This window comes from Kitasatospora sp. NBC_01302 (assembly GCF_035976515.1).
Lineage (GTDB): Bacteria > Actinomycetota > Actinomycetes > Streptomycetales > Streptomycetaceae > Kitasatospora.
Genome location: NZ_CP108404.1, coordinates 7,510,096 through 7,528,800, shown reverse-complemented (window position 1 = coordinate 7,528,800; position 18,705 = coordinate 7,510,096). Strand labels below are relative to the sequence as shown.

The 18,705-nt window shown below is 75.9% G+C and carries 17 protein-coding genes; 10 read left to right on the top strand and 7 right to left on the bottom strand.

Annotated elements, in window-relative coordinates; genetic code table 11:
• Nucleotides 1-27: 27 nt before the first annotated feature.
• Nucleotides 28-1,560, bottom strand: coding sequence for a hypothetical protein (locus tag OG294_RS33015; protein WP_442789266.1), 1,533 nt, complete (start codon nucleotides 1,558-1,560; stop codon nucleotides 28-30).
• A gap of 248 nt (nucleotides 1,561-1,808) precedes the next feature.
• On the opposite strand from OG294_RS33015, the gene OG294_RS33010 reads away from it, so the two are divergent.
• From OG294_RS33010 to OG294_RS32995, 4 genes are all read left to right on the top strand, one after another.
• Nucleotides 1,809-2,585 carry a LamB/YcsF family protein gene (locus OG294_RS33010; protein ID WP_327070217.1) on the top strand — a complete coding sequence of 259 codons (777 nt, stop codon included), beginning with the start codon at nucleotides 1,809-1,811 and terminating at the stop codon, nucleotides 2,583-2,585.
• Nucleotides 2,585-3,232, top strand: a complete 648-nt coding sequence (gene pxpB, locus OG294_RS33005; RefSeq protein WP_327070216.1) for a 5-oxoprolinase subunit PxpB — start codon at nucleotides 2,585-2,587, stop codon at nucleotides 3,230-3,232. Before OG294_RS33010 ends, pxpB begins: the two co-directional genes overlap by 1 nt.
• A 140-nt stretch (nucleotides 3,233-3,372) precedes the next feature.
• A complete protein-coding gene (locus tag OG294_RS33000) occupies nucleotides 3,373-4,425 on the top strand; it encodes a MerR family transcriptional regulator (protein WP_327070215.1) in 1,053 nt (350 codons plus the stop codon).
• A gap of 4 nt (nucleotides 4,426-4,429) precedes the next feature.
• A complete protein-coding gene (locus tag OG294_RS32995; protein ID WP_327070214.1) occupies nucleotides 4,430-5,800 on the top strand; it encodes an MFS transporter in 1,371 nt (456 codons plus the stop codon).
• On the opposite strand, the gene OG294_RS32990 is transcribed toward OG294_RS32995, so the two are convergent.
• On the bottom strand, nucleotides 5,777-7,222 hold the full coding sequence (locus OG294_RS32990) for a HEAT repeat domain-containing protein (RefSeq protein WP_327070213.1): 1,446 nt from the start codon (nucleotides 7,220-7,222) through the stop codon (nucleotides 5,777-5,779). The genes OG294_RS32995 and OG294_RS32990 overlap by 24 nt on opposite strands.
• 401 nt (nucleotides 7,223-7,623) lie before the next feature.
• Here OG294_RS32990 and OG294_RS32985 point away from each other — a divergent pair, with 401 nt between their 5' ends.
• A complete protein-coding gene (locus OG294_RS32985; protein ID WP_327070212.1) occupies nucleotides 7,624-7,977 on the top strand; it encodes a hypothetical protein in 354 nt (117 codons plus the stop codon).
• Nucleotides 7,978-8,134: 157 nt separating this feature from the next.
• A complete protein-coding gene (locus OG294_RS32980; RefSeq protein WP_327070211.1) occupies nucleotides 8,135-8,311 on the top strand; it encodes a hypothetical protein in 177 nt (58 codons plus the stop codon).
• Between the two features lie 52 nt (nucleotides 8,312-8,363).
• On the opposite strand, the gene OG294_RS32975 is transcribed toward OG294_RS32980, so the two are convergent.
• Complete coding sequence (locus OG294_RS32975; RefSeq protein ID WP_327070210.1) at nucleotides 8,364-9,845, bottom strand: DNA-binding protein NsdB; 1,482 nt, start codon at nucleotides 9,843-9,845, stop codon at nucleotides 8,364-8,366.
• A 573-nt stretch (nucleotides 9,846-10,418) separates the two neighbouring features.
• Between OG294_RS32975 and OG294_RS32970 the strand changes: the two genes are divergently transcribed.
• Complete coding sequence (locus tag OG294_RS32970; RefSeq protein WP_327070209.1) at nucleotides 10,419-11,543, top strand: phosphotransferase; 1,125 nt, start codon at nucleotides 10,419-10,421, stop codon at nucleotides 11,541-11,543.
• Between the two features lie 149 nt (nucleotides 11,544-11,692).
• On the opposite strand, the gene OG294_RS32965 is transcribed toward OG294_RS32970, so the two are convergent.
• The 3 genes from OG294_RS32965 to OG294_RS32955 form a co-directional block, all read right to left on the bottom strand.
• Nucleotides 11,693-12,928 carry an acyl-CoA dehydrogenase family protein gene (locus OG294_RS32965; protein ID WP_327070208.1) on the bottom strand — a complete coding sequence of 412 codons (1,236 nt, stop codon included), beginning with the start codon at nucleotides 12,926-12,928 and terminating at the stop codon, nucleotides 11,693-11,695.
• 326 nt (nucleotides 12,929-13,254) lie between these two features.
• Nucleotides 13,255-13,749, bottom strand: a complete 495-nt coding sequence (locus OG294_RS32960) for a hypothetical protein (protein WP_327070207.1) — start codon at nucleotides 13,747-13,749, stop codon at nucleotides 13,255-13,257.
• 642 nt (nucleotides 13,750-14,391) lie between these two features.
• Entirely contained in the window at nucleotides 14,392-14,613 is a 222-nt protein-coding gene (locus OG294_RS32955) for a DUF397 domain-containing protein (RefSeq protein ID WP_327071759.1), read from the bottom strand.
• A 338-nt stretch (nucleotides 14,614-14,951) separates the two neighbouring features.
• Between OG294_RS32955 and OG294_RS32950 the strand changes: the two genes are divergently transcribed.
• From OG294_RS32950 to OG294_RS32940, 3 genes are all read left to right on the top strand, one after another.
• The gene (locus OG294_RS32950; protein WP_327070206.1) at nucleotides 14,952-15,467 is read left to right on the top strand and encodes a PTS-dependent dihydroxyacetone kinase phosphotransferase subunit DhaM; all 516 of its coding nucleotides are present in this window, start codon (nucleotides 14,952-14,954) and stop codon (nucleotides 15,465-15,467) included.
• Nucleotides 15,468-15,668: 201 nt separating this feature from the next.
• Nucleotides 15,669-16,607 (top strand): NAD-dependent epimerase/dehydratase family protein, encoded by a 939-nt coding sequence (locus OG294_RS32945; RefSeq protein WP_327070205.1) that lies wholly within the window; start codon nucleotides 15,669-15,671, stop codon nucleotides 16,605-16,607.
• A 197-nt stretch (nucleotides 16,608-16,804) separates the two neighbouring features.
• A complete protein-coding gene (locus tag OG294_RS32940; protein ID WP_327070204.1) occupies nucleotides 16,805-17,839 on the top strand; it encodes a polysaccharide deacetylase family protein in 1,035 nt (344 codons plus the stop codon).
• Nucleotides 17,840-17,887: 48 nt separating this feature from the next.
• Here OG294_RS32940 and OG294_RS32935 read toward each other — a convergent pair whose 3' ends face one another.
• Nucleotides 17,888-18,682 carry a glutamate racemase gene (locus tag OG294_RS32935; protein ID WP_327070203.1) on the bottom strand — a complete coding sequence of 265 codons (795 nt, stop codon included), beginning with the start codon at nucleotides 18,680-18,682 and terminating at the stop codon, nucleotides 17,888-17,890.
• Nucleotides 18,683-18,705: the final 23 nt, after the last annotated feature.

The window sequence follows — 18,705 nt, the reverse complement described above, 5'->3', positions numbered from 1 at the left end:
TGAGGGCCTGGGGCTGATGGGTGCTGGTCACTGGGCGTCCTGCCGGTCCGCCGCCATGCCGACCGCGTCCAGCAGCGCGCTGCCGACGATCAGGTCGGCGCCGCCGAACTCGGGGTCGGCGAGCGTGCTGCCGTCGTCGACCGCGAAGAGCAGCCGCTCCTCGCCCTGGCGGTAGGCGGTGCCGACCGGCGGGCTGGCCGCGTGCACCGCCAGCAGCGCGACCAGGTACGGCAGTTCCGGGTCCTGCCGGCGGGCGTCGGCGAGCAGGCCGGAGAGCCGGCGCGGCGCGTCCGCGGGCAGGTCGAGCAGCACCAGGGCGGCCTCCAGCTGGGCCTCGGAGAAGCGGCTGTCGTCGGGGGTGGCCACCAGGTCGGGGTCCGGCAGCTCGGCGCCCAGGTGCTCGCGCTCCACCGGCGGGGTGAGCAGCAGGTCGACCAGGTCGGCCAGCCGGGTGGCGGTGGGCGTGCGCAGCCCGGTGCCGCGGGCGAAGAACGCGTCGGTGGGCCGGATCGCCTGGTCTATCGGCAGCCGCAGCACGGGCGCCAGCAGGTGCCCGTAGAGGTCGATGCCGGAGCGGGCGGTGGGCGCGGCGAAGGCCTGGCGGTCCTGTTCGGCGCGGAACAGCGGCCCGGCCTCCAGCAGCCTGGTCTGCAGCTGGGTGTGCCGGCGGATGCAGTCCTTGACGATGTCGACCAGCTCGGCGGCCTGCCGCTTGTGCTCCGCGCTCTCGGCCTCGTCGCGGGCCCGGCGGATGTTGGTGAGGATCGCGTTCTCGTGCCGGTAGCGGTCGGCGATGTGGTCGAGCGCCTCGTCGATCAGGTCGGGGACGGCCCGCATCCAGTCGACGGCGCGCACGTTGCGCCGGGTGGCGTCCAGCGCGCGGCGCAGCGTCTCGGCGTACTGGACGGTGCGGTAGCGGGCCTGCTCGGCGGCGAGCTGCGCGTCGGCCAGCCGGCCGCGGCGGATCAGCACCTCCAGCTTGACCTCGGCGGCGATCTGGGCGGAGGTGACGTCGGTGTCCAGCGCGCCGACCAGGACGTTGACCGCCTCGTCGGTGGTGCGCAGGTAGACCCCGCCGTCCGGCCCGGGGACCTCCTCGATCAGCTTGAAGTCGTAGTCGCGCCGGACGTAGCCGCCGTCGGCGGCGAAGGTGCCGTAGACCGCGCGGAAGCCGCGGTCCACGCTGCCGACGTTGATCAGCGACTCCAGCACCCAGCGGGCCACCCGCTGGTGCTCGGTGCCCGAGCGCTCGGGGTGCTGGGCGGCGACCCTGGGCAGCAGGCGGGCGAGCACTATCTCGCGGTCCGCGCCGGTGTCGAAGTCCATGTGCAGGGTGACCAGGTCGATCGCCGCCAGGCCGACCTCGGCCATCGCGTAACCGCCGTACTCGCCGGCCAGGTTCACCTTGCGGTTGTCCAGGTCGTGCAGCGGCGCGGTGCAGGCCAGCGCCTTCAGCCGACGGGCCAGGCCCTCGTCGGCCGCCGGCCCGGGCGCGGGGCGGGTGCCGCCGGCGGGCGGGCGGAGCTCACGCTCGGCGGGTTGATCTGCGATGACGGTCACGGTGGACAAGATTAGGGCCCCACAGGGACATGGTCCGAAACGGGGTGGCTGTACCCCTTTCTCCCGGTACCGGCGCACTCGTACCCAAAGGCCCGGCCGATCGGCCGCCCCGAGCCCGTCGAACCGTCCGCTGCGCAATCAGGCGCACGCCCCGCACAGCCAACGGGGTGACCGGGGCGGCTCCGGCCAACCGAGAGGCCCTACCATCCCCCTTGGGCATCCGCAGCAGCTCTGGGAGGCAATCGCTCGTGACCGGTGCGGTGATCGATCTCAACGCGGACCTCGGCGAGGGGTTCGGACGCTGGACACTGACCGATGACGAAGCCCTGCTCTCGGTCGTGACCAGCGCCAACGTGGCCTGCGGGTTCCACGCGGGCGACCCCGCCACGATGCGCCGGGTCTGCGCGCTGGCCGCCGAGCGCGGCGTGCGGATCGGCGCCCAGGTCTCCTACCGGGACCTGGCCGGTTTCGGCCGCCGGGCGATGGACGTGCCGCCCGACGAGCTGGCCGACGAGGTGGCCTACCAGATCGGCGCCCTGCAGGTGTTCGCCCGCGCGGCCGGCTCCCGGGTGAGCTACGTCAAGCCGCACGGCGCGCTCTACAACCGGGTGGTGGCCGACAGCGAGCAGGCCGAGGCGGTGGTCGCGGGCGTGCTGCGGGCCGGCGCGGTCTGCGACGGGCCGCTGCCGGTGCTCGGGCTGCCGGGCTCCAAGCTGCTGGCGGTGGCCGAGGGGGTGGGCCTGCCCGCGGTGACCGAGGCCTTCGCCGACCGGGCCTACACCTGGGCCGGCACGCTCGTCCCGCGCACCGACGCGGACGCCGTGGTGCACGATCCCGAGACGGTGATCGCGCGCGCGGTCGGGATGGCCAGGGACGGCCTGGTGACGGCGATCGGCGGCGAGCCGGTGGCCGTCGACGCCCGCTCGCTCTGCGTCCACGGCGACACCCCGGGCGCCACCCAGCTGGCCTGGCGGGTGCGCGGGGCGCTGGCCTCGGCCGGGATCCGGGTCGAGGCGTTCACCTGATGGACCGCCAGGGCACCGTGACGGTCCGGGCGGTGGGCGACCACGCGCTGCTCCTGGAGGTCGACTCGGGGCCGCAGGTGGCCGCGCTCTACGCCCGGCTGCTGGCCGAACGGGCGCGCGGCGGGCTCGGCGGGGCCACCGAGATCGTCCCGGCCGCGCGCACCGTGCTGCTGGACGGCCTGCCCAGGCCCGCCGAGCTGGCCGGGCGGCTCGGCAGCTGGCGGGTGGCCGGGGACGCCCCGCCCGAGGGGCCGCTGATCGAGGTCCCGACCGTCTACGACGGCGCCGACCTGGCGGCGGTGGCCGCGCACTGGGGGGTCACGCCCGCGCAGGCGGTGGCGCTGCACAGCGGGATCGAGTACCGGGTGGCGTTCTGCGGCTTCGCGCCCGGCTTCGGCTACCTGACCGGCCTGCCCGCCGACCGGGCCGTGCCCCGCCGGGCCACCCCGCGCGCCGCCGTGCCGCCCGGCGCGGTGGCGGTGGCCGGCGAGTACACCGGGGTCTATCCGCGCTCCTCCCCCGGCGGCTGGCAGCTGCTGGGCCGCACCGACCTGGTGCTCTGGGACGCCGACCGGGAGCCGCCCGCGCTGCTGCGCCCGGGCGCGCGGGTGCGGTTCGTCCCGGTCCCCGGCCCGGTGACGGGCTGAGCGGTGGCCGTGCCCGGGCGCTCCGGTACGTTTCGTGCCGGCCCCGGCGGTGATCGTCCGTCCCCGTTGACCTTCCCCCTGGGGGAAGGCCCAGCATCCTTCCCACCGGGCCGAACGCCCGGTACGAGGAGGACCCACGGATGGACCGGCTCACCATCGGCGCCTTCGCCCGGACCTGCGGGCTGACGCCGAAAGCGCTGCGGCTCTACGACGAGCTCGGCCTGCTGCGCCCGGCCGAGGTGGACCCGGTCTCCGGCTACCGCTTCTACCGCCGCGAGCAGCTGGAGCGCGCCCGGCTGGTCGCCCACCTGCGCCGGATCGGCCTGCCGCTGGCCCGGATCGGCCGGCTCTGCGAGCTGGCGCCCGAGCAGGCGGCCCGCGAGCTGACCGCCTACTGGGACACCGTGCTGGCCGACACCGCCGCCCGGCAGGACCTGGTCGCCCTCCTCGTCGACCACCTCACTGGGAGGACCACCATGACCACCACGCTCGGGCTGCGCTACGCCGCCCGCACCGACCAGGGCCTGGTCCGGGCCCGCAACGAGGACGCCGCCTACGCGGGCGGCGCGCTGGTGGCCGTCGCGGACGGCTTCGGCGGCCCGCAGGCGGCCGGGGCCGCGGTGGCGGCCCTGAAGAGCTTCGACGCGGCCGCCGTGGGCCCGGGCGACCTGCTGAACGCGCTGGCCGAGGCGGTGCGCACCGGCGTCGGGTCGGTGCCGGGCGAGGCGGGCACCACGCTCACCGCGCTGCTGCTGACCGGCTCCCGCCTGGCCCTGGTGCACATCGGGGACTCCCGGGCCTACCTGCTGCGGGAGGGCGAGCTGTTCCAGATCACCCACGACCACACGCTCGTGCAGGCGATGGTGGACGAGGGCCGGATCACCGCCGCGGAGGCCGCCTCGCACCCGCAGCGCGCGCTGCTGCTGCGCGCGCTGAGCGGGCCGGTCGGCGACGCCCGGCCCGACCTGTCGCTGCACACCGCCAGGGCCGGGGACCGCTACCTGCTCTGCTCGGACGGGCTGAGCGCGGTGGTGCCCGAGTCCCGGCTGCACACTGCACTGAGCACGATCGCCGAGCCCGAGCAGCTGGTGCAGCAGCTGATCGCGCTGGCCAACCGGGCGGGCGGCCCGGACAACATCGCCTGCGCGGTGGCCGACGTGGTCGCCGAGCCGGCCGGCACCGAGGCGGGCTGAGGCGATGCCGCTGCGCACCGCCTTCCTCGACGCCCGGCCGCTGCGACTGCCCGCCTTCCGCCGGCTCTGGCTCGGCTCCGCCGTCACCGCCGTGGGCGGGCAGCTCACCGCCTTCGCGGTGCCGCTCCAGCTCTTCCACCGGACCGGCTCCTCGCTCTGGGTGGGTCTGGGCAGTGCGGCCGGACTGCTGCCGCTGGTGCTCGCCGCGCTCTGGGGCGGCGCGCTGGCCGACAGCACCGACCGGCGCCGGGTGCTGCTGCTCGGCAACGCGGGCATCGCGCTCTGCTCGCTGCTGCTCTGGGCCCAGGCCGCCGCCGGCGGCGCCGACCCGCTCGTCCTGCTGCTCCTGATCGCCGCCCAGCAGGCCTGCTTCGGGGCCAACACCGCCGTCCGCGGCGCGGTGGTGCCCCGCCTGGTGCCCGCCGAGCTGCTGCCCGCCGCCAACGCGCTGCAGTCCACGGTGAGCTGGCTCGGCGGCATCGGCGGACCACTGCTGGCCGGTGCGCTGCTCGCGGCGGGCGGCCTGGCCCCGCTCTACCTGCTGGACGCCCTCGCCCTGCTGGGCGCGCTGCTCGGCGTGCGGCGGCTGCCCGCGATGCCGCCCGCCGGGGGCGCTGCGCCCCGGCCCGCAGCGCGCTCGATCGGCGCCGGTCTGCGCCACCTGGTCGGCTGTCGGATCCTGTTGGCCGCCTACCTCGCCGACTTCACCGCGATGTTCTTCGGCATGCCGGTGGCGCTCTTCCCGCAGCGGGCCCGCGAGGTGTTCGGCGAGCCGGCCGGCGGGCCGGTGATCGGTGTGCTGTCGGCCGCGCTCTCGGTCGGCGCGCTGCTCGCGGGCGGCTGCTCGGGCAGCTTCAGCCGGATCCGGCGGCACGGCGCGATGGTGGTGGGCGCGGTCTGCGCCTGGGGGCTGGCGATGGCCGGCTTCGGCCTGGTCCGCTCGCTCTGGCCGGCGGCGGCGCTGCTGGCGGCGGGCGGCGGGGCGCTGGTGGTGCTGAGCGCCTTCCGCAAGACGATCCTGCAGGACGCCGTGACGGACGCGATGCGCGGGCGGCTGCAGGGCGCCGACACCGTGATCGCCGCCGGCGGGCCACGGCTGGCGGGCCTGGCGCACGGCGCGGCGGGTGCGGCGTACGGGACGAGCTGGGCGATCGGCGGCGGCGGCGTGCTGGTGATGCTGACCACCGCGGCGGCCTGTCCGGCCCTCTGGCGCTACCGCGCCCCGGCATCGGCGGGCAGCGCGCCACCGAGCTCCCAGGCGGCGGCCGGCCCGGTGCCGGCGAGCGCGGCGGCCGCAGGCCCGTCGGCAGCGAGCGCGGTGGCAGGCCCGGTGGCGGCGCGAGCCTGGGAGCTAAGCCCCGGCCGGGCCGCGTGAGGTCAGCCGGCCACGCACCGCGGCGTGCACCTCGGCCTCCTCGGCGGGATCGGCGGCCAGCCTGCGCAGCCGCTCCAGCACCCGGGCGTCGCCGGTGGTCACCACATGGCGGGCGGCGAGTTCCCGGGTGGACTCCTCACAGTCCCACAGGCACTCGACCGCGGTGCCGCAGGCGAAGTAGCGGTCGGTGGCGGCCAGCGCCTGCGCGGCCCGGCCGCGCAGGTCGGAGGAGGCCGCCTCACCGTAGATGTGGCGCAGGATCGGAGCGGCGCCGGCGGCGGCCAGCCGCCCCACACCGTCCACCAGGCCGCCCAGTTGGGCGCCGCGCACGCCGTGCACCAGCACCCACCGCCGCAGGCCCGCCACCACCGCGGGGGCGTCCGACGGCTCGCCGATGTCGGCGAGCAGCAGCACCGCGGCCTCGCCGAGCGCGCTGTCCGCGCCGCCGGTGGCCGGGTCGGCCCAACGGCGGGCCCGGGCCAGGGCACGCGGGCCGCGCATCCGGGCCAGCACCTCGAGCGCGGCGCGCACCACCCGCTCGTCGGCGTCGGCGGCAGCGGCCTCGATCAGCTCGGTGAGCGCCGGATCGTCCTGGTCGACCAGGTGCCGCAGCGCGGCCCGGCGGGCGCCCTCGGCACCGTCGCGGGCGGCGGCGAACAGGGTGTCGCGGTCCTCGGGCCGGGCCACGGCGGCCAGGCAGCGCGCGGCAGCCGCGGCGCGGCGCTCGACCGCCTCCGGCTCGGGGCGGGCCGCGGTGTCGGCCTGGTCGGCCCAGGCGAGCACGTCGGCCACGCTCCAGCCCGGGGTCACCCCGCCCCGGTTCAGCTGCCGTTGCCACAGGTCGAAGGGGGACTGCTCGCTGGCGGCGGCCACCCGCGGGTGGTGCTCGGCCCACAGGCGCCAGGCGCGTGGTTCGTAGGCGGCGCGGATCGCCGCGCGCAGGTCCGCCTCGCCCTGCTCGGTGGCCGGGAAGCGGCCCAGCACGGCGGGGGCCAGCGCCAGCAGCGCCTCGTCCTCGTCGCGCAGCGCCAGCTCGTCCAGCGCCCAGGCCCAGTTGCTGCCGGTGGCGGCGTACTGGCGCAGCAGCAGCAGCGCGTCGCGCCGGCCGTAGCCCGCCAGGTGGCCCAGGACCGCCAGCGCCAGGCCCGTGCGCTGCTCGTCGGGGTCGAGCAGGTCGTCGGGGTGGCTCAGGTGCTGCTCGATGCCGCCGAGCGGGGCTTCCAGGTCCATGTAGACGCGGGCGTAGTAGAGGGAGCGGTTCTCGACCTGCCAGTCGGCGCGCGGGTCGCTGGTGACGCACTCCTCCAGGGCGGCGATCGCCTCGTCACGGTCGGCTGCGAGCGCATGCAACTGCCCGTCACCGCGTCCTCGCTGGAGCAGGCCGAGGAGGCTGGCGCTTGGGGCTATCACGGGCTCGAACATGAGGTCAGCATCCGTTGCGGCGGTCGTCATGGCAACGGGATTTCCGTCGCCGGGGGTCTGATGGTCACGCTGGGCGGGCGCCCGGGCGCCGGAATCACCGTAGGTTACCGCCTGGCCGCCCTGGACGCACCCGCCTCGGCAGAACCGGCCCTGACCAGTGGTTTTGCCGGGAGCCCGGCCGACCCACCGGCCACTGGGCCACCAGGGCGGGCCGATCCGGCGGCGGCGCCCCGGTCCGGCCGGCCCGCCCTCGCCCACCCCGGCCGGCAGACGCTTCCGGCATATGCCAGATGAAAAGTCCCGCTGTTTCTGCCATTACCCCCACACGGAGGGTGATGGTGTGCGACAGTCGTCCCACACCATCCCACCGCCCGTCACCCTCACCCCCGTGGGACACGTCGATGAGTCTCCACCTGCCCAGCGCTCCCCCGGCCCCGACCACGGCGGCCGTCGAGTGGGACCTGCTCCGCGACACCGTGCGCTGGGAGGCGGACGCCTACCAGGTGCTCGCCCGCGATCCCGGCCTCGGCCCCCTCACGCTCGACCAGCTGCCGGGCCAACTGGTGCCGCAGGACCGCCCGGCGCTCTGCCGGATGGTGACCGCGGCCCTGGTCCACGGCCGGCCGCTGGACGGCGTGGTCCACCTGCTGGCGCCCGGCGACCGGGGCCCCGCCGTGCACTGCTCGGGCCGCCCGGTGCTCGGCCCCGACGGCCAGGTGGTCTCGCTGCGCATGGTGCTGCGCACCGCGGGCTGAGCCGCGGGCCACGCCGCGCGCGTGCCTCCCCTCTCTCTGTACCGCCGCCCCGGGCACCGTGTCACGGCGCCCCCGGCGATCAGTTGCCGCCGAGCGCACATATGCTGTCGGCCGCAGCGTCGGCACAGGGCGGGCCTGCACCGAGGGAGGACCGATCATGGACAGCCAGATTCTTCACAAGGCCGCGTTCCTGCTGCACGAGTGCCACGAGCCCGAGCAGACCGTGGTGGAGCGGCTCAAGGAGTACTTCCCGGCCCTGAGCCTGGTCGAGCGCGAGCGCTACGTCCAGGAGGCCTGGGACCAGGTCCACAGCGCGGCCGTCGACACCCTCTGAGTCGAGACCCCCTGACCAGGGATCCGCGCCGAGCGGTGGGAACCGGTCGGCCTCAGCCGGCAGGGCGGCGGGCCGGTGGCACCGCCGCCCTGATCTCGGCCCGCAGCTCGGCCACCGCGGGCAGCCCCTGGTAGCGCGCGGCCAGCTCGTCCATCCGCCGCAGCCGGTCCCAGGTGCGGTGCGAGGAGGTGTCACCGATCCTCGCCAGCACCGCCCGGGTCTGCAGCTCGCCCTGCTCCGGCTCCCCGGTGATCCAGTGCACCGCGGCGTACGAGATCAGGTCGAAGATGCCGGACCGCTCCTGTCCCTGCCCCTCGCGCAGCCGGATCGCGTCCGCCACCTGGGCCACCGCCCGCGGCGCCGCCGCCGGATCGTGCTCCGCCAGGGTGCGGTAGACCAGCGACTGCATACCGCGCAGCTCGGCCTCGTTGAAGGTCTGCATCCAGCTCGGCTGCGGCTCGCCCACCCCCCGCACGTACAGCTCCTCGGCCTCCCCGAGCAGCCGCACCACCTCCTGGGAGCGGCCCAGTGAGGCCTGCGCCCAGGCCTCGACCGTGTTGAACATCGCCCGGGTCAGCGGCGAGGTGTCCGGCCCGGCACCGGAACGGGCCATCCGCATCAGGTCGAGCGCCTCGTCGGCCCGGCCGTAGTGCAGCAATTGGCGGGCGCAGCGCGAGATCGCCTCCCCCGCCCTGGGCCGGTCGCCCGCCTCCCGGGCGGCCTGCGCGGCGATCACGAAGTAGCGCTGCCCGGTGACCTCCAGGCCGATGTCGTGCGACATCCAGCCGGCCAGCGCGGCCAGGTTGGCCGCCACCAGCCACAGTCTGCGCGCCAGCTCCGGCGGATGGCGGTGGGTCAGCAGACCGCCCACCTCGTTGAGCTGGCCGATCACCGCCTTGCGCTGCAGGCCGCCGCCGCGGGAGGCGTCCCAGGCCCGGAAGACCTCGAACGAGCGCTCCAGGGCCGCGACCTCCTCCACGCCGGCCGGCCCCGACTCGTAGACGTCCACGATCGGCTTGCCCGAACTCCCGGGCAGTTGCCCGGTGATCACCCGGCGGGCACCGGGACGGTCGGCGGCGTAACTGACGCTCTCGCCGGAGAGCCAGCGGTGCAGGGAGTCGGGGATTGCTGAGAGGCCCGGCAGTACCGGGGCCGTATCGGCCTGTTGACGTCGGTTGAGCATGAGATCCATTCCCGTGAACTCGGTGAGGATCTCGGCCGTCCGCTCCGGCTCTTCGGCCGTGGCGCCACCCGCCCCGGCCGTACTTGATCGCCGATGTCGCGCCAGACCGAGGTCCTCGATGGAGACGACACGGCCGAGCCGCTCGGTGAACACCGCGGCCAGCACCCGCGGCACCGGATCGCGCGGCACCTCCCCGCGCTCGATCCAACGCCGCACCCGCGAGGTGTCGGTGGAGAGCTGCTGCTGCCCCATCGCCGCACCACGCCGGTTGACCAGCCGGGCCAGCTCACCCTTCGACCAACCGGTCAGGGCGAACAGATCGGCGAGTCTGGTGTTGGGTCCGCTGCTCACATCAAGCCCCCAGGCTCCTCGGCTGGTTCGAGCCTAATGCGCTGTCATGTGCCACGCGAGCATTCGCCAGGCTTCGCCAGGGCACGCCAACTGGTGAGCCAGTGCACTCAAGGTGTCAGCTATGAATGCGCAACCCCACCCCGGGGCTCCGGATCCTTCCGGGCCTTGGCAGCACTGGGCTCGGCGGTCCGAACCGGTCCGAGCGCACAGGCTGACGGACCGCCCCGGCGGCCTGGCGAGGGGGGTGGCGCGACCGGGTGGCGCGTCGGCGCCGGGCCCGGCCGCCAGGGCGGACCAGCGCATTTCCCCAGGGTGCGCGGGTCCGGCAAGGCGGCCGGACCCGGTCCGGCGTCCCATCCGACCCGGCCAGCCATCCGGTCCCACCCACCCCGGGCGGCCACCGCGCCGGGTACGCCGGAGCACACCCCCCGTGCGCCGTCGCACGCACCAGCGAGTGGTGACGCCCAGCAGCACCGGTTGACGCGCCAGGGCGCCGCCGTCCAGCCCCGCCGGACAGCCGCAGCTGGCTGACCTGACATATGCCGTCGGCAAGGAAGGGACTCCCTCCCCCTCATGTACTCCTCCGCGACTTCCCCCACCGCGCCCCGGACCGGGACCGTTCAACGGCCGCCGTCCTCCGTGGCGGTCCGCCGGCCCGGGCCGAAGCCAGCTCTGCCCGCCCGCCCTGCCGGGCGCATCGAGGCACCCGGGTTCCTGCCGCGCGCCGGCGAGCGCCTGCTGCGCCCCCGCGCACCCCAGCCGGCCGCCCCCCTGGTCGAGCGGGTCGACACCGCCGCGCTCGCCACCCCGGCCGTGCGGGCCGCGCTCGCCCACATCACGCGGATATGTCCCGCCTTCTCGGCGCGTCAGGTGCTGCGCGAGGACGGGGCGCACATCCTGATCACCGGGCTGATCGGCCGCACCGCCGTGGTCGCCAAGTGCCTCTCCCCGCAGGCGGTGCAGGGCGACCAGCGGGCTCTGCTGGTGGAGCGGTTCCGTCGCGAGGTGGCGATCTACCGCGCCTTCGTCCGGCACCGGCCGCCGGTGCGGATGCCGCGGCTGGTGGCGGCCGACCACGACCGCTGCGTGCTGGTGATGGAACGGATCCCGGGCCGCCCGGCCGCCGTCGAGCGCCACCCGGCCAACGCCCCGACGCCGGGCGAGGTGCGGGCCGTGCTCGGCTCGGTCCGCGCGCTGAACCTCTGGCGCCCGCCCACCGACGTCTTCCAGCAGCCGCTCGACTACCACTTCGAGATCGGCCGCTACCACTCGGTGGGCCAGCTGACCGACCGCGACGCCGGCGACCTGCGGCAACTGCTGCACGGCCTGACGCACACCGGCTGGCAGCTGTGCCACGGCGACGCGCTGCTCAGCAACATCATGCTGGCGCCCTCGGGCCCGGTGCTGCTCGACTGGGAGCAGGCCGGCTGGTACCTGCCCGGCTACGACCTGGCGGTGCTGTGGAGCGTGCTCTCCGGGGACACCGCGGCGCGACGGCAGATCGCCCAGCTCGCCCAGCTCGGCGGCACGGTGGCGCGGGACGCCTTCCTGGTCAACCTGGTGCTGGTGCTGATGCGCGAGCTGCGGATCTACGACGTGCCGGGGGCGGGCGAGGAGCAGCGGCTGATGATCCGTCGGCTCTACGACGACGCGGCCCTCGCCCGCCGCGCGGTGCGGGCCGCGGTGGGGACGCGCTGAGTGGGACGGGCAGAACCGGTGCTGCCGGTGCTGCAGCTCCTGGCGGTGCTGCCGGTTCCACCGGTGGGGCCGGTGCGCATGGGGCGGTCGGGACGACGGGATTCGGCCGGCCCCGGTCGGCCGGGGCCGGGCCGTCGTCCGACGGCCGGTCAGACCCCGCGCGAGCGGCCGGCCCGGGCCAGGGCGGCCCGCCCCGTCTGCGCCAGCATCGTCTCCTCGCAGCGCCCGTGCTGCCGGGCGCTGAGCGCGTCGCGCAGGTAGCGCTCCAGCGGGTGGCGCCGGCTCAGCCCCGGGCTGCCGGTGAGCGCCACCGCCCGCTGCACCGCGTCCACCACCGCGCGGGTGACCACCAGTTGGGCCGGGCCGGTGCGCTCCAGGGCCCCGGTCTCCCCCGCGTCGATCCGCGCCGCCAGGCCCGCCACCAGCTCCTGCGCCCCGATCAGCGCGCTCTCCACCTCGCCGAGCGCCGCCTGGTAGCGCGGCAGGGTCCCCAGCGGCTCGGCCAGATTGGCCGGAGTGCGCTGGTTGAGGAAGCGCACCAACCAGTCCCGGGCCGCCCGGCCGATGCCCAGCTGCACCGCCGCCAGCGCCAGGTCCCGCCAGGCGGTGGCCGCCGCGGCCACCGGATCGGCCCCGGTCCCCGCCGCGCCCGGGTCGCCCGGCACCGGCCGCAGCCCGAGAGCCGCCTCGGCCGGCACCTCGACCTCGGTCAGGACCACGTCGTGCCCCGCACTGGCCCGCAGACCCAGCTGGTCCCAGACCGGATCGACCTCGACTCCCGGGCTCTCGCCCCGGACCAGGAAGAGTCCACCGCGCGGGTGCGGCTCGTCGGTCTCGGCCCGCACCACCAGCCAGGCCAGCGCCTCGGCGCCGGTGCAGCCGCTCCACCGGCCGGTCAGCAGCCAGCCCGTGCCGTTGCGCCGGGCGGTCAGCGGCGCGGTCCGGCCCGGCTCCACCTCCAACGTGTTCACCAGCGCGGGTCCGCGGCGGGACTCGGTCAGCAGCCGGCGGTAGGCGGCGGCCGGCCAGTACGCGGCACGCGTCTGCTCGGCGTGGAGCAGCAGGGTGCAGGCGGTGACCAGGGCCACCGAGGCGTCGCCGCGGCCGAGTTCGGCCAGCACCTGGACGGTGTCGGCGAGCGTGCCGCCCGGTCCGCCGAAGCGCTGACCGACCGTCAGGGTGAGCAGGCCGGCCTCGTGCACCGCCTCGACGCCCTGGTAGGGGAAGGTCGCGTCACGGTCGTGCTCCTCGGCGCGGGCGGCCAGCAGGTCGACCACCCGGGGCAGTCCGGCCAGCGCCTCGGCAACCTCGGCCCGCTGCCCGGCCGCTGACGGGTGCTCGACCGATGACTGATCGACTGGCGGGCGTTCGGAACGGGTGGTCATGGCGCTGCTGCCTCCGGTGCGTCCGTGGGGGTCCCCCGGCCGAGGGCCGGGGAGGGATGCCCGGCGTCGCGCGCCCGGCGGGAAATGGCGAGACACGGCCTCAGGGCCTGTCCGGCAGGCTCCGCCGAACAGGCCCTGAGGCCGACGCTTCCTAGCGACAGATCGCGCTGGCGGTCCGCCGCAGGTCCAGATAGCTGCGCCTGGTCAGCAGCGGGCGGCGGGACGGCATGCCGTGACTGTACGAAGTGTTGATCGAGCACGTCAAGCAATGGTCGAACACCTGACGCAACGCCCGTCGCGCCGGCGCATCCGAACGCGCCGGTCGGTCAGCCCTGCTGGAAGAGGTCCGCCGGCAGCGGCTTGAGCAGCTGGTAGAGGTCGTCCGCGATCGGCCGGTCCCAGGAGGCGATGGTGACCTGCACCTGGTCGCTCCGGTCGAACTGGGCGCAGAACACCCGCTCCTCGGAGACCTTGACCTTCTTCACGATCAGCAGATCGTCGCCGAGCATCACCGGGAAGTCCTCGGCCGAGACGAACTCGACCGGCTCGTCCAGCTCCAGCGCCGCCAGCAGTTGTCTGACCTCGAACGGGACGCCGTCCGCGGTGTCGCGCGCGGGCGAGCCCTCGGGCAGGTTGCCGATGAACATCGCCGGGCCGCGACCGCCGAACAGGTCGTAGCGCAGGAAGATCCCCTGGCAGGAGCCGTCCGGGCCGGTCATCACCGCGGCGCCGAAGAGGCCTGGCCAGTCGCCCGGGTCCATCGCGAGGACGTCGAAGTCCGGGCCCGCGGGGGTGCCGGAGCGGCGGCGGAGAAATGACATGTCGCCATCGTACGTGCCCGGGGGCGCGCGACCGCACGGGGCGGCGCCGAGGCGCGTTTGCCAGACGTTCACACGTGCGCGAGCTCCACGCTCCGAGACGAATGTTGACGCTGAGCAACCGTCCGGGCTACGGTCGCGGATGTACGGCAGCTGCTGTGGTCCGTCCACGTGGGGGTGGCCTGCTGTGGCGCATTCGTGTGCGCCCATCCTCCGTTGGCACACCGTCGTGCGGCGACTGCGGCTGTTGCGCTAGTGAGTTTGCCCGAGTCTGTCACTCTTTCACCCAAAGCCTGGTTCACGGGTTCCCCGACTTCGTCGCGCTCGTGAACCGCGCTCGGGACACCGACGCGTGGGGGCGTTCGGATCCCGGGCACCGGCGGCCTGGACCCTCAGGGTCCCGCCGCCAGCCTCCCGGCGACGGGACCGGTCCACTCGGGCCGGCCCCGGGGAACCTCGGGAGGGAAACCCGGTTTCGCGAACCGGGTCGTACAGCAGGCGCCGTGCACGACCGCGTGGGGGCGGTCGGCACGGCGCCTGCCTGTTGTGCGCGCCGCCTGCGGCGCCCGCCGATACCCCCGGGCCCGGACACGCGAAGGGCCGCCGGTCGGTGGACCGACGGCCCTCGGGCCGGAACTCCGCGGCTCAGGTCAGGTCGAACTCGCCGTCCTGGGCGCCGAGCACGAAGGCCCGCCACTCCTCCGGCGTGAAGACCAGCACCGGGCCGTCGGGAAAGCGCCCGTCGCGCATGGCGATGTAGCCGTCGACGAAGGCGATCTGCACGTCACCCGGAGAGCCGTCCTCCTGCTTCGCGGAGAGCCACTCCGCGCCGGTGGTGTCCAACTTGGGCTTGCGCGCCGCGGGCACGCTCTCCGTGCCCTGGGCGCTCTGGCCGGCCCCGGCGGTCTCGGTTGTCACTGGTCGTGCTCCTCCCGAACGTCCTTCAGGGGGGTCAGCGTAACGGCCGACGACCCGGCCGGGGCGGCCTGTGCACGAACTCCACCCCCGGCGGCGGGCATCGGCGGGAGCGGGCCCCGCACGGGCAGCGGTCGTGCTATCGGCGGATCCTGCCCGGGCCGGGCCCGACCGGCGCGGCGGGGCCCGGGCGGCGAGCCGCGTTTGCGAGAGTGGGCACGGCCGGCGCCGGTCGGGCGCGGCCCCCGCACGCGGGCGGCGGGAGAGGCCGGGAGAGCTGGGAGCAGCCGATGGGGCAGATCAGCCCGCGGGGCGGGAACGGGGCGGACGTCATCCCGATCGGGGAGGCGCCCTCGGCCGCCCGGGTGCCGAGCCAGGCCCCGCTCCGCTCGGCCGCGCTGGGCCGGGTCGGCGTCGTGCTGGTCTCGCACAGCGGGGAGCTGGCGCAGGACACCGCCGACCTGGCCCGCGCGATGTCGGGGACCGATGACCCGGCCCCCGTCGCGGCGACCGGCGGACAGCCGGGCGACGGCCTGGGCAGCAGCGCGCTGCTGATCGCGGCGGCGGCCCGGCGGGTGGACCAGGGCCACGGCGTGGCGGTGCTGGCCGACCTGCCCTCGGCCGTCCAGACGGTGGCCGCGGTGCTGGCGGCCGCCGACGAGCACGGTCTGCCGTTCCCGGTGCGGTTCGCCGACGCCCCGTTCGTGGAGGGCGCGGTGGTGGCCGTGCTGACCGCCTCGGCCGGCGGCGACCTGGCCGCGGTGGTGGAGGCCGCGGAGGAGACCTACCGGCAGCGCAAGCTCTGAGCCCGCACGGCGGTCCGCCGGCCCACCGGACGCCACCGATGGCCGCCACCGCCGGGCGGCGGCGGCGGAGGCTATGAGTCCGCTCTCATCCGCCGACGGGGTCTACACGGACCGTGTCCGGTCGGCTACGATCGGCTGCGCGTCCCGGCCGCCCCCGGCCCGGACCGACGAGCCCTCGTACTTCCGGGAGGAGGCCCCGCGATGCGCGTGGTCGTCACCGGCGGAGCCGGTTTCATCGGCGCCAACCTGGTGGCGGCGCTGCTGGAGCGTCCCGAGGTCACCGAGGTCCGGGTGGTCGACGACCTCACCGGCGGCGCCAAGGCCGACCTGGCCGGCTGCGACGCCACGCTGTACGACGGCTCGATCCTCGATCCCGGCCTGCTCGACGCGGCCTTCGCCGGGGCCGACGCGGTGGTCCACCTGGCCGCGCTGCCCTCGGTGCCGCGCTCGGTGGCCGACCCGCTGGCCAGCCACGAGGTCAACACCACCGGCACCCTGCAGGTGCTGGAGGCGGCCCGGCGGGCCGGCGGCCTCTACGTCGCGGCGGCCTCCTCGTCCTCGGTCTACGGGGCCAACCGCGAACTGCCCAAGCGCGAGACCATGCGGGCCGAGCCGCTGAGCCCCTACGCGGTGAGCAAGCTGGCCGCCGAGGGCTACCTGGCGGCCTACCACCACTGCTACGGGCTGGACGTGCTGCCGCTGCGGCTGTTCAACGTCTTCGGTCCGCTGCAGCCGGCCGGGCACGCGTACGCCGCGGTGGTCCCGTCCTTCGTGGCCGCCGCACTGGCCGGCCGGCCGCTGACCGTGCACGGCGACGGCCGCCAGAGCCGCGACTTCACCTATGTCGGCACGGTGGCGCGGGTGTTCACCGAGGCGGTGGTGCGCCGGGTGGTCCATCCGGCGCCGGTCAACGTCGCCCTCGGCACCCGGACCACCCTGCTGGAGCTGGTCGACGAGCTCGCCGCCGTCCTCGGGCGACCGCTGGAGGTGACGCACTCCGGGCCCCGGGCCGGTGACGTGCGTGACTCGGTGGCCGACGACGCCCTGCTGCGCTCCCTCTTCCCCGGCCTCGCGCCGGTGCCGCTGCGGGTGGGGCTGGAGCGGACGGTCGAGTGGTTCCGCACCCGGCCGGCCGCCTGATCCCGCCGCCCGCGCGCCACCCCTCTCCCCTGGATCCGCCGCCCCCGCGCAAACCGGTTCAAGGTGTCGTACCCATCGCGTACAACCATCCGGATTACGTACGAGTCGGTAGTACGTAGAGCGATCTCCTTGCCGGGTCCGCCCGGCCGCGCCTTGGGGGCACTGTGCCGCGACCGGATGCCAGTACGCCGGACCAGATGACCACGCCCGACCTGTGGTCGGCCGCGTGGCGGGCGATCACGCCCGGGCTCGTCGGGCCCAGGTCGCGCCCGGCACCGGCCCTCGCCCCCGAGCAGCCGGCGCCGGCCGGCACCGACCGTCTGGTGCACTGGCTGCGCCACTCCCCCGCGCAGCCGCTCTTCCGCGCCTGCGCGGCCCGCCGGCTGGCGGTGCTGGCCTACCGCCGGGTGACCGACCGGCGCGCCTTCGGTGCGCAGCTGGACCGGCTGTGCCGGGTCGCCGTCCCGGTGTCGCTGCCCGCCCTGGAGCAGGCGCTGCGCGAGGGCCGGCCGCTGCCGCCGCGCAGTGTGCTGATCACCTTCGACGACGCCGACCGCGGCGTGCTGGACCACGCGTTGCCCGCGCTGACCGCCCGCCGGCTGCCCGCGGTCGCCTTCGTGGTGACCGAGCTGGTCGGCACCGACCGCCCGTCCTGGCGCCAGGAGGCCGCCTTCCTGCTGGCCAACGGCGGCTACGCGCGCGCCGTCACCGCCGACGGGCTGCCCGCCCGGCTGGCGCAGCTGGCCGCGCTGCCCGACCCGGACCGCCGCCGCAGCCTGCACGAACTGCGGGTCAGCTCGCCGGTCCGCCCGCCGCACCGGCAGCGGCTGACGCCCGAGCAGCTGCGCCAGCTGGCAGCCGGACAGGTGGCGATCGGCAGCCAGACCCTCGGGGATCCGGAGCTGCGGCACTGCGACGACGACACCGTGCAGGCCGAGATCCGCACCGCGCACCGGACCCTGACCGGCTGGCTCGGCACCGCCCCCACCGCCTTCGCCTACCCTGGCGGCGGCCACGACGTGCGCGCGGCCCGGCTGCTCGCCGAACTCGGCTACCGCAGCGCCTTCCTGGCCGACCACCGGCTCAATCCGCGGCTGCCGCGCGAGGCGCTGCGGGTCAGCCGCCTGACCGTGGACCCGGGCTGCGACGGGGACCAGTTCGAGGCGGTCCTGTCCGGGCTGCACCCGGCGGTCAGCCGCTGGCGCGGGGCGCAGCGCCTGGTCGGCAGCTGACCGCCGGGCAGCGCACGTCATCGACGCGCGCCGCCCGGGTCCGTCGCGTCAGTGCGCGCCGGCCGCCACGCTCTGCGGCTGGCCGAGCGCCCGCCCCTGCGGGTAGCAGGCCGCCGCCGCGGGCAGCGGGTGCGGCCGGCCGGCGTGCAGCACCGTCAGGGTGCCGCTCCCCCGGCGGGCCAGGGCCTCGGCGGGCAGCCGGCGCAGCACCTGGGCGACCACCGCGTCGGCGGAGCCGTGCAGCACCAGCTCCGGGTGCGCGGTCGGCGCCAGCGCCGTGCGGATCGACTCGGCGACCAGCTCGTAGTGCGTGCAGCCGAGCACCACGGCCACCGTGCCCGGCGGGGTGAGCGCGGCGGCGGCCTCGATCGCCGCCGCCCGGCCCGCCTCGTCGGCGTGCTCCACCGCGTCGGCCAGTCCGGGGCACGGGACTTCGGTCACCTGCGCGTCACCCGCGAAGTCCGCGATCAGCGCGCGCTGGTAGGGGCTGCCGGTGGTGGCCGGGGTGGCCCAGATCGCCACCGGGCCGCCGCCGCGGGCGGCCGGCTTGATCGCCGGCACGGTGCCGATCACCGGCAGCTCGGGCTCCAACTCGGCACGGATCGCGGCCAGCGCGTGCACGGTGGCGGTGTTGCAGGCCACCACCAGCGCGTCCGGACGCTGCGCGGCCGCCGCCCGGGCGCAGCCCAGCGCGTGCTCGACGAGGTCCTCGGTGGCACGCAGTCCCCAGGGCATGCTCTCGGGGTCGCTGGAAAGGACGAGATCGACGTCCGGGCGCAGGTTCCGCAGAGCGGCCGCGGCCGGAAGCAATCCAATTCCGGAGTCCATCAGTGCGATCTTCACAGGGTACGACCCTAGCGGATCCG

Coding starts and splice junctions, on each gene's coding strand:
- OG294_RS32960 (WP_327070207.1), bottom strand. CDS start 13,749: ATGTCATTTCTCCGCCGCCGCTCCGGCACCCCCGCGGGCCCGGACTTC.
- OG294_RS32985 (WP_327070212.1), top strand. CDS start 7,624: ATGAGTCTCCACCTGCCCAGCGCTCCCCCGGCCCCGACCACGGCGGCC.
- OG294_RS32970 (WP_327070209.1), top strand. CDS start 10,419: ATGTACTCCTCCGCGACTTCCCCCACCGCGCCCCGGACCGGGACCGTT.
- OG294_RS32980 (WP_327070211.1), top strand. CDS start 8,135: ATGGACAGCCAGATTCTTCACAAGGCCGCGTTCCTGCTGCACGAGTGC.
- OG294_RS32965 (WP_327070208.1), bottom strand. CDS start 12,928: ATGACCACCCGTTCCGAACGCCCGCCAGTCGATCAGTCATCGGTCGAG.
- OG294_RS32990 (WP_327070213.1), bottom strand. CDS start 7,222: ATGTTCGAGCCCGTGATAGCCCCAAGCGCCAGCCTCCTCGGCCTGCTC.
- pxpB (WP_327070216.1), top strand. CDS start 2,585: ATGGACCGCCAGGGCACCGTGACGGTCCGGGCGGTGGGCGACCACGCG.
- OG294_RS32945 (WP_327070205.1), top strand. CDS start 15,669: ATGCGCGTGGTCGTCACCGGCGGAGCCGGTTTCATCGGCGCCAACCTG.
- OG294_RS32940 (WP_327070204.1), top strand. CDS start 16,805: ATGACCACGCCCGACCTGTGGTCGGCCGCGTGGCGGGCGATCACGCCC.
- OG294_RS32950 (WP_327070206.1), top strand. CDS start 14,952: ATGGGGCAGATCAGCCCGCGGGGCGGGAACGGGGCGGACGTCATCCCG.
- OG294_RS33000 (WP_327070215.1), top strand. CDS start 3,373: ATGGACCGGCTCACCATCGGCGCCTTCGCCCGGACCTGCGGGCTGACG.
- OG294_RS32995 (WP_327070214.1), top strand. CDS start 4,430: ATGCCGCTGCGCACCGCCTTCCTCGACGCCCGGCCGCTGCGACTGCCC.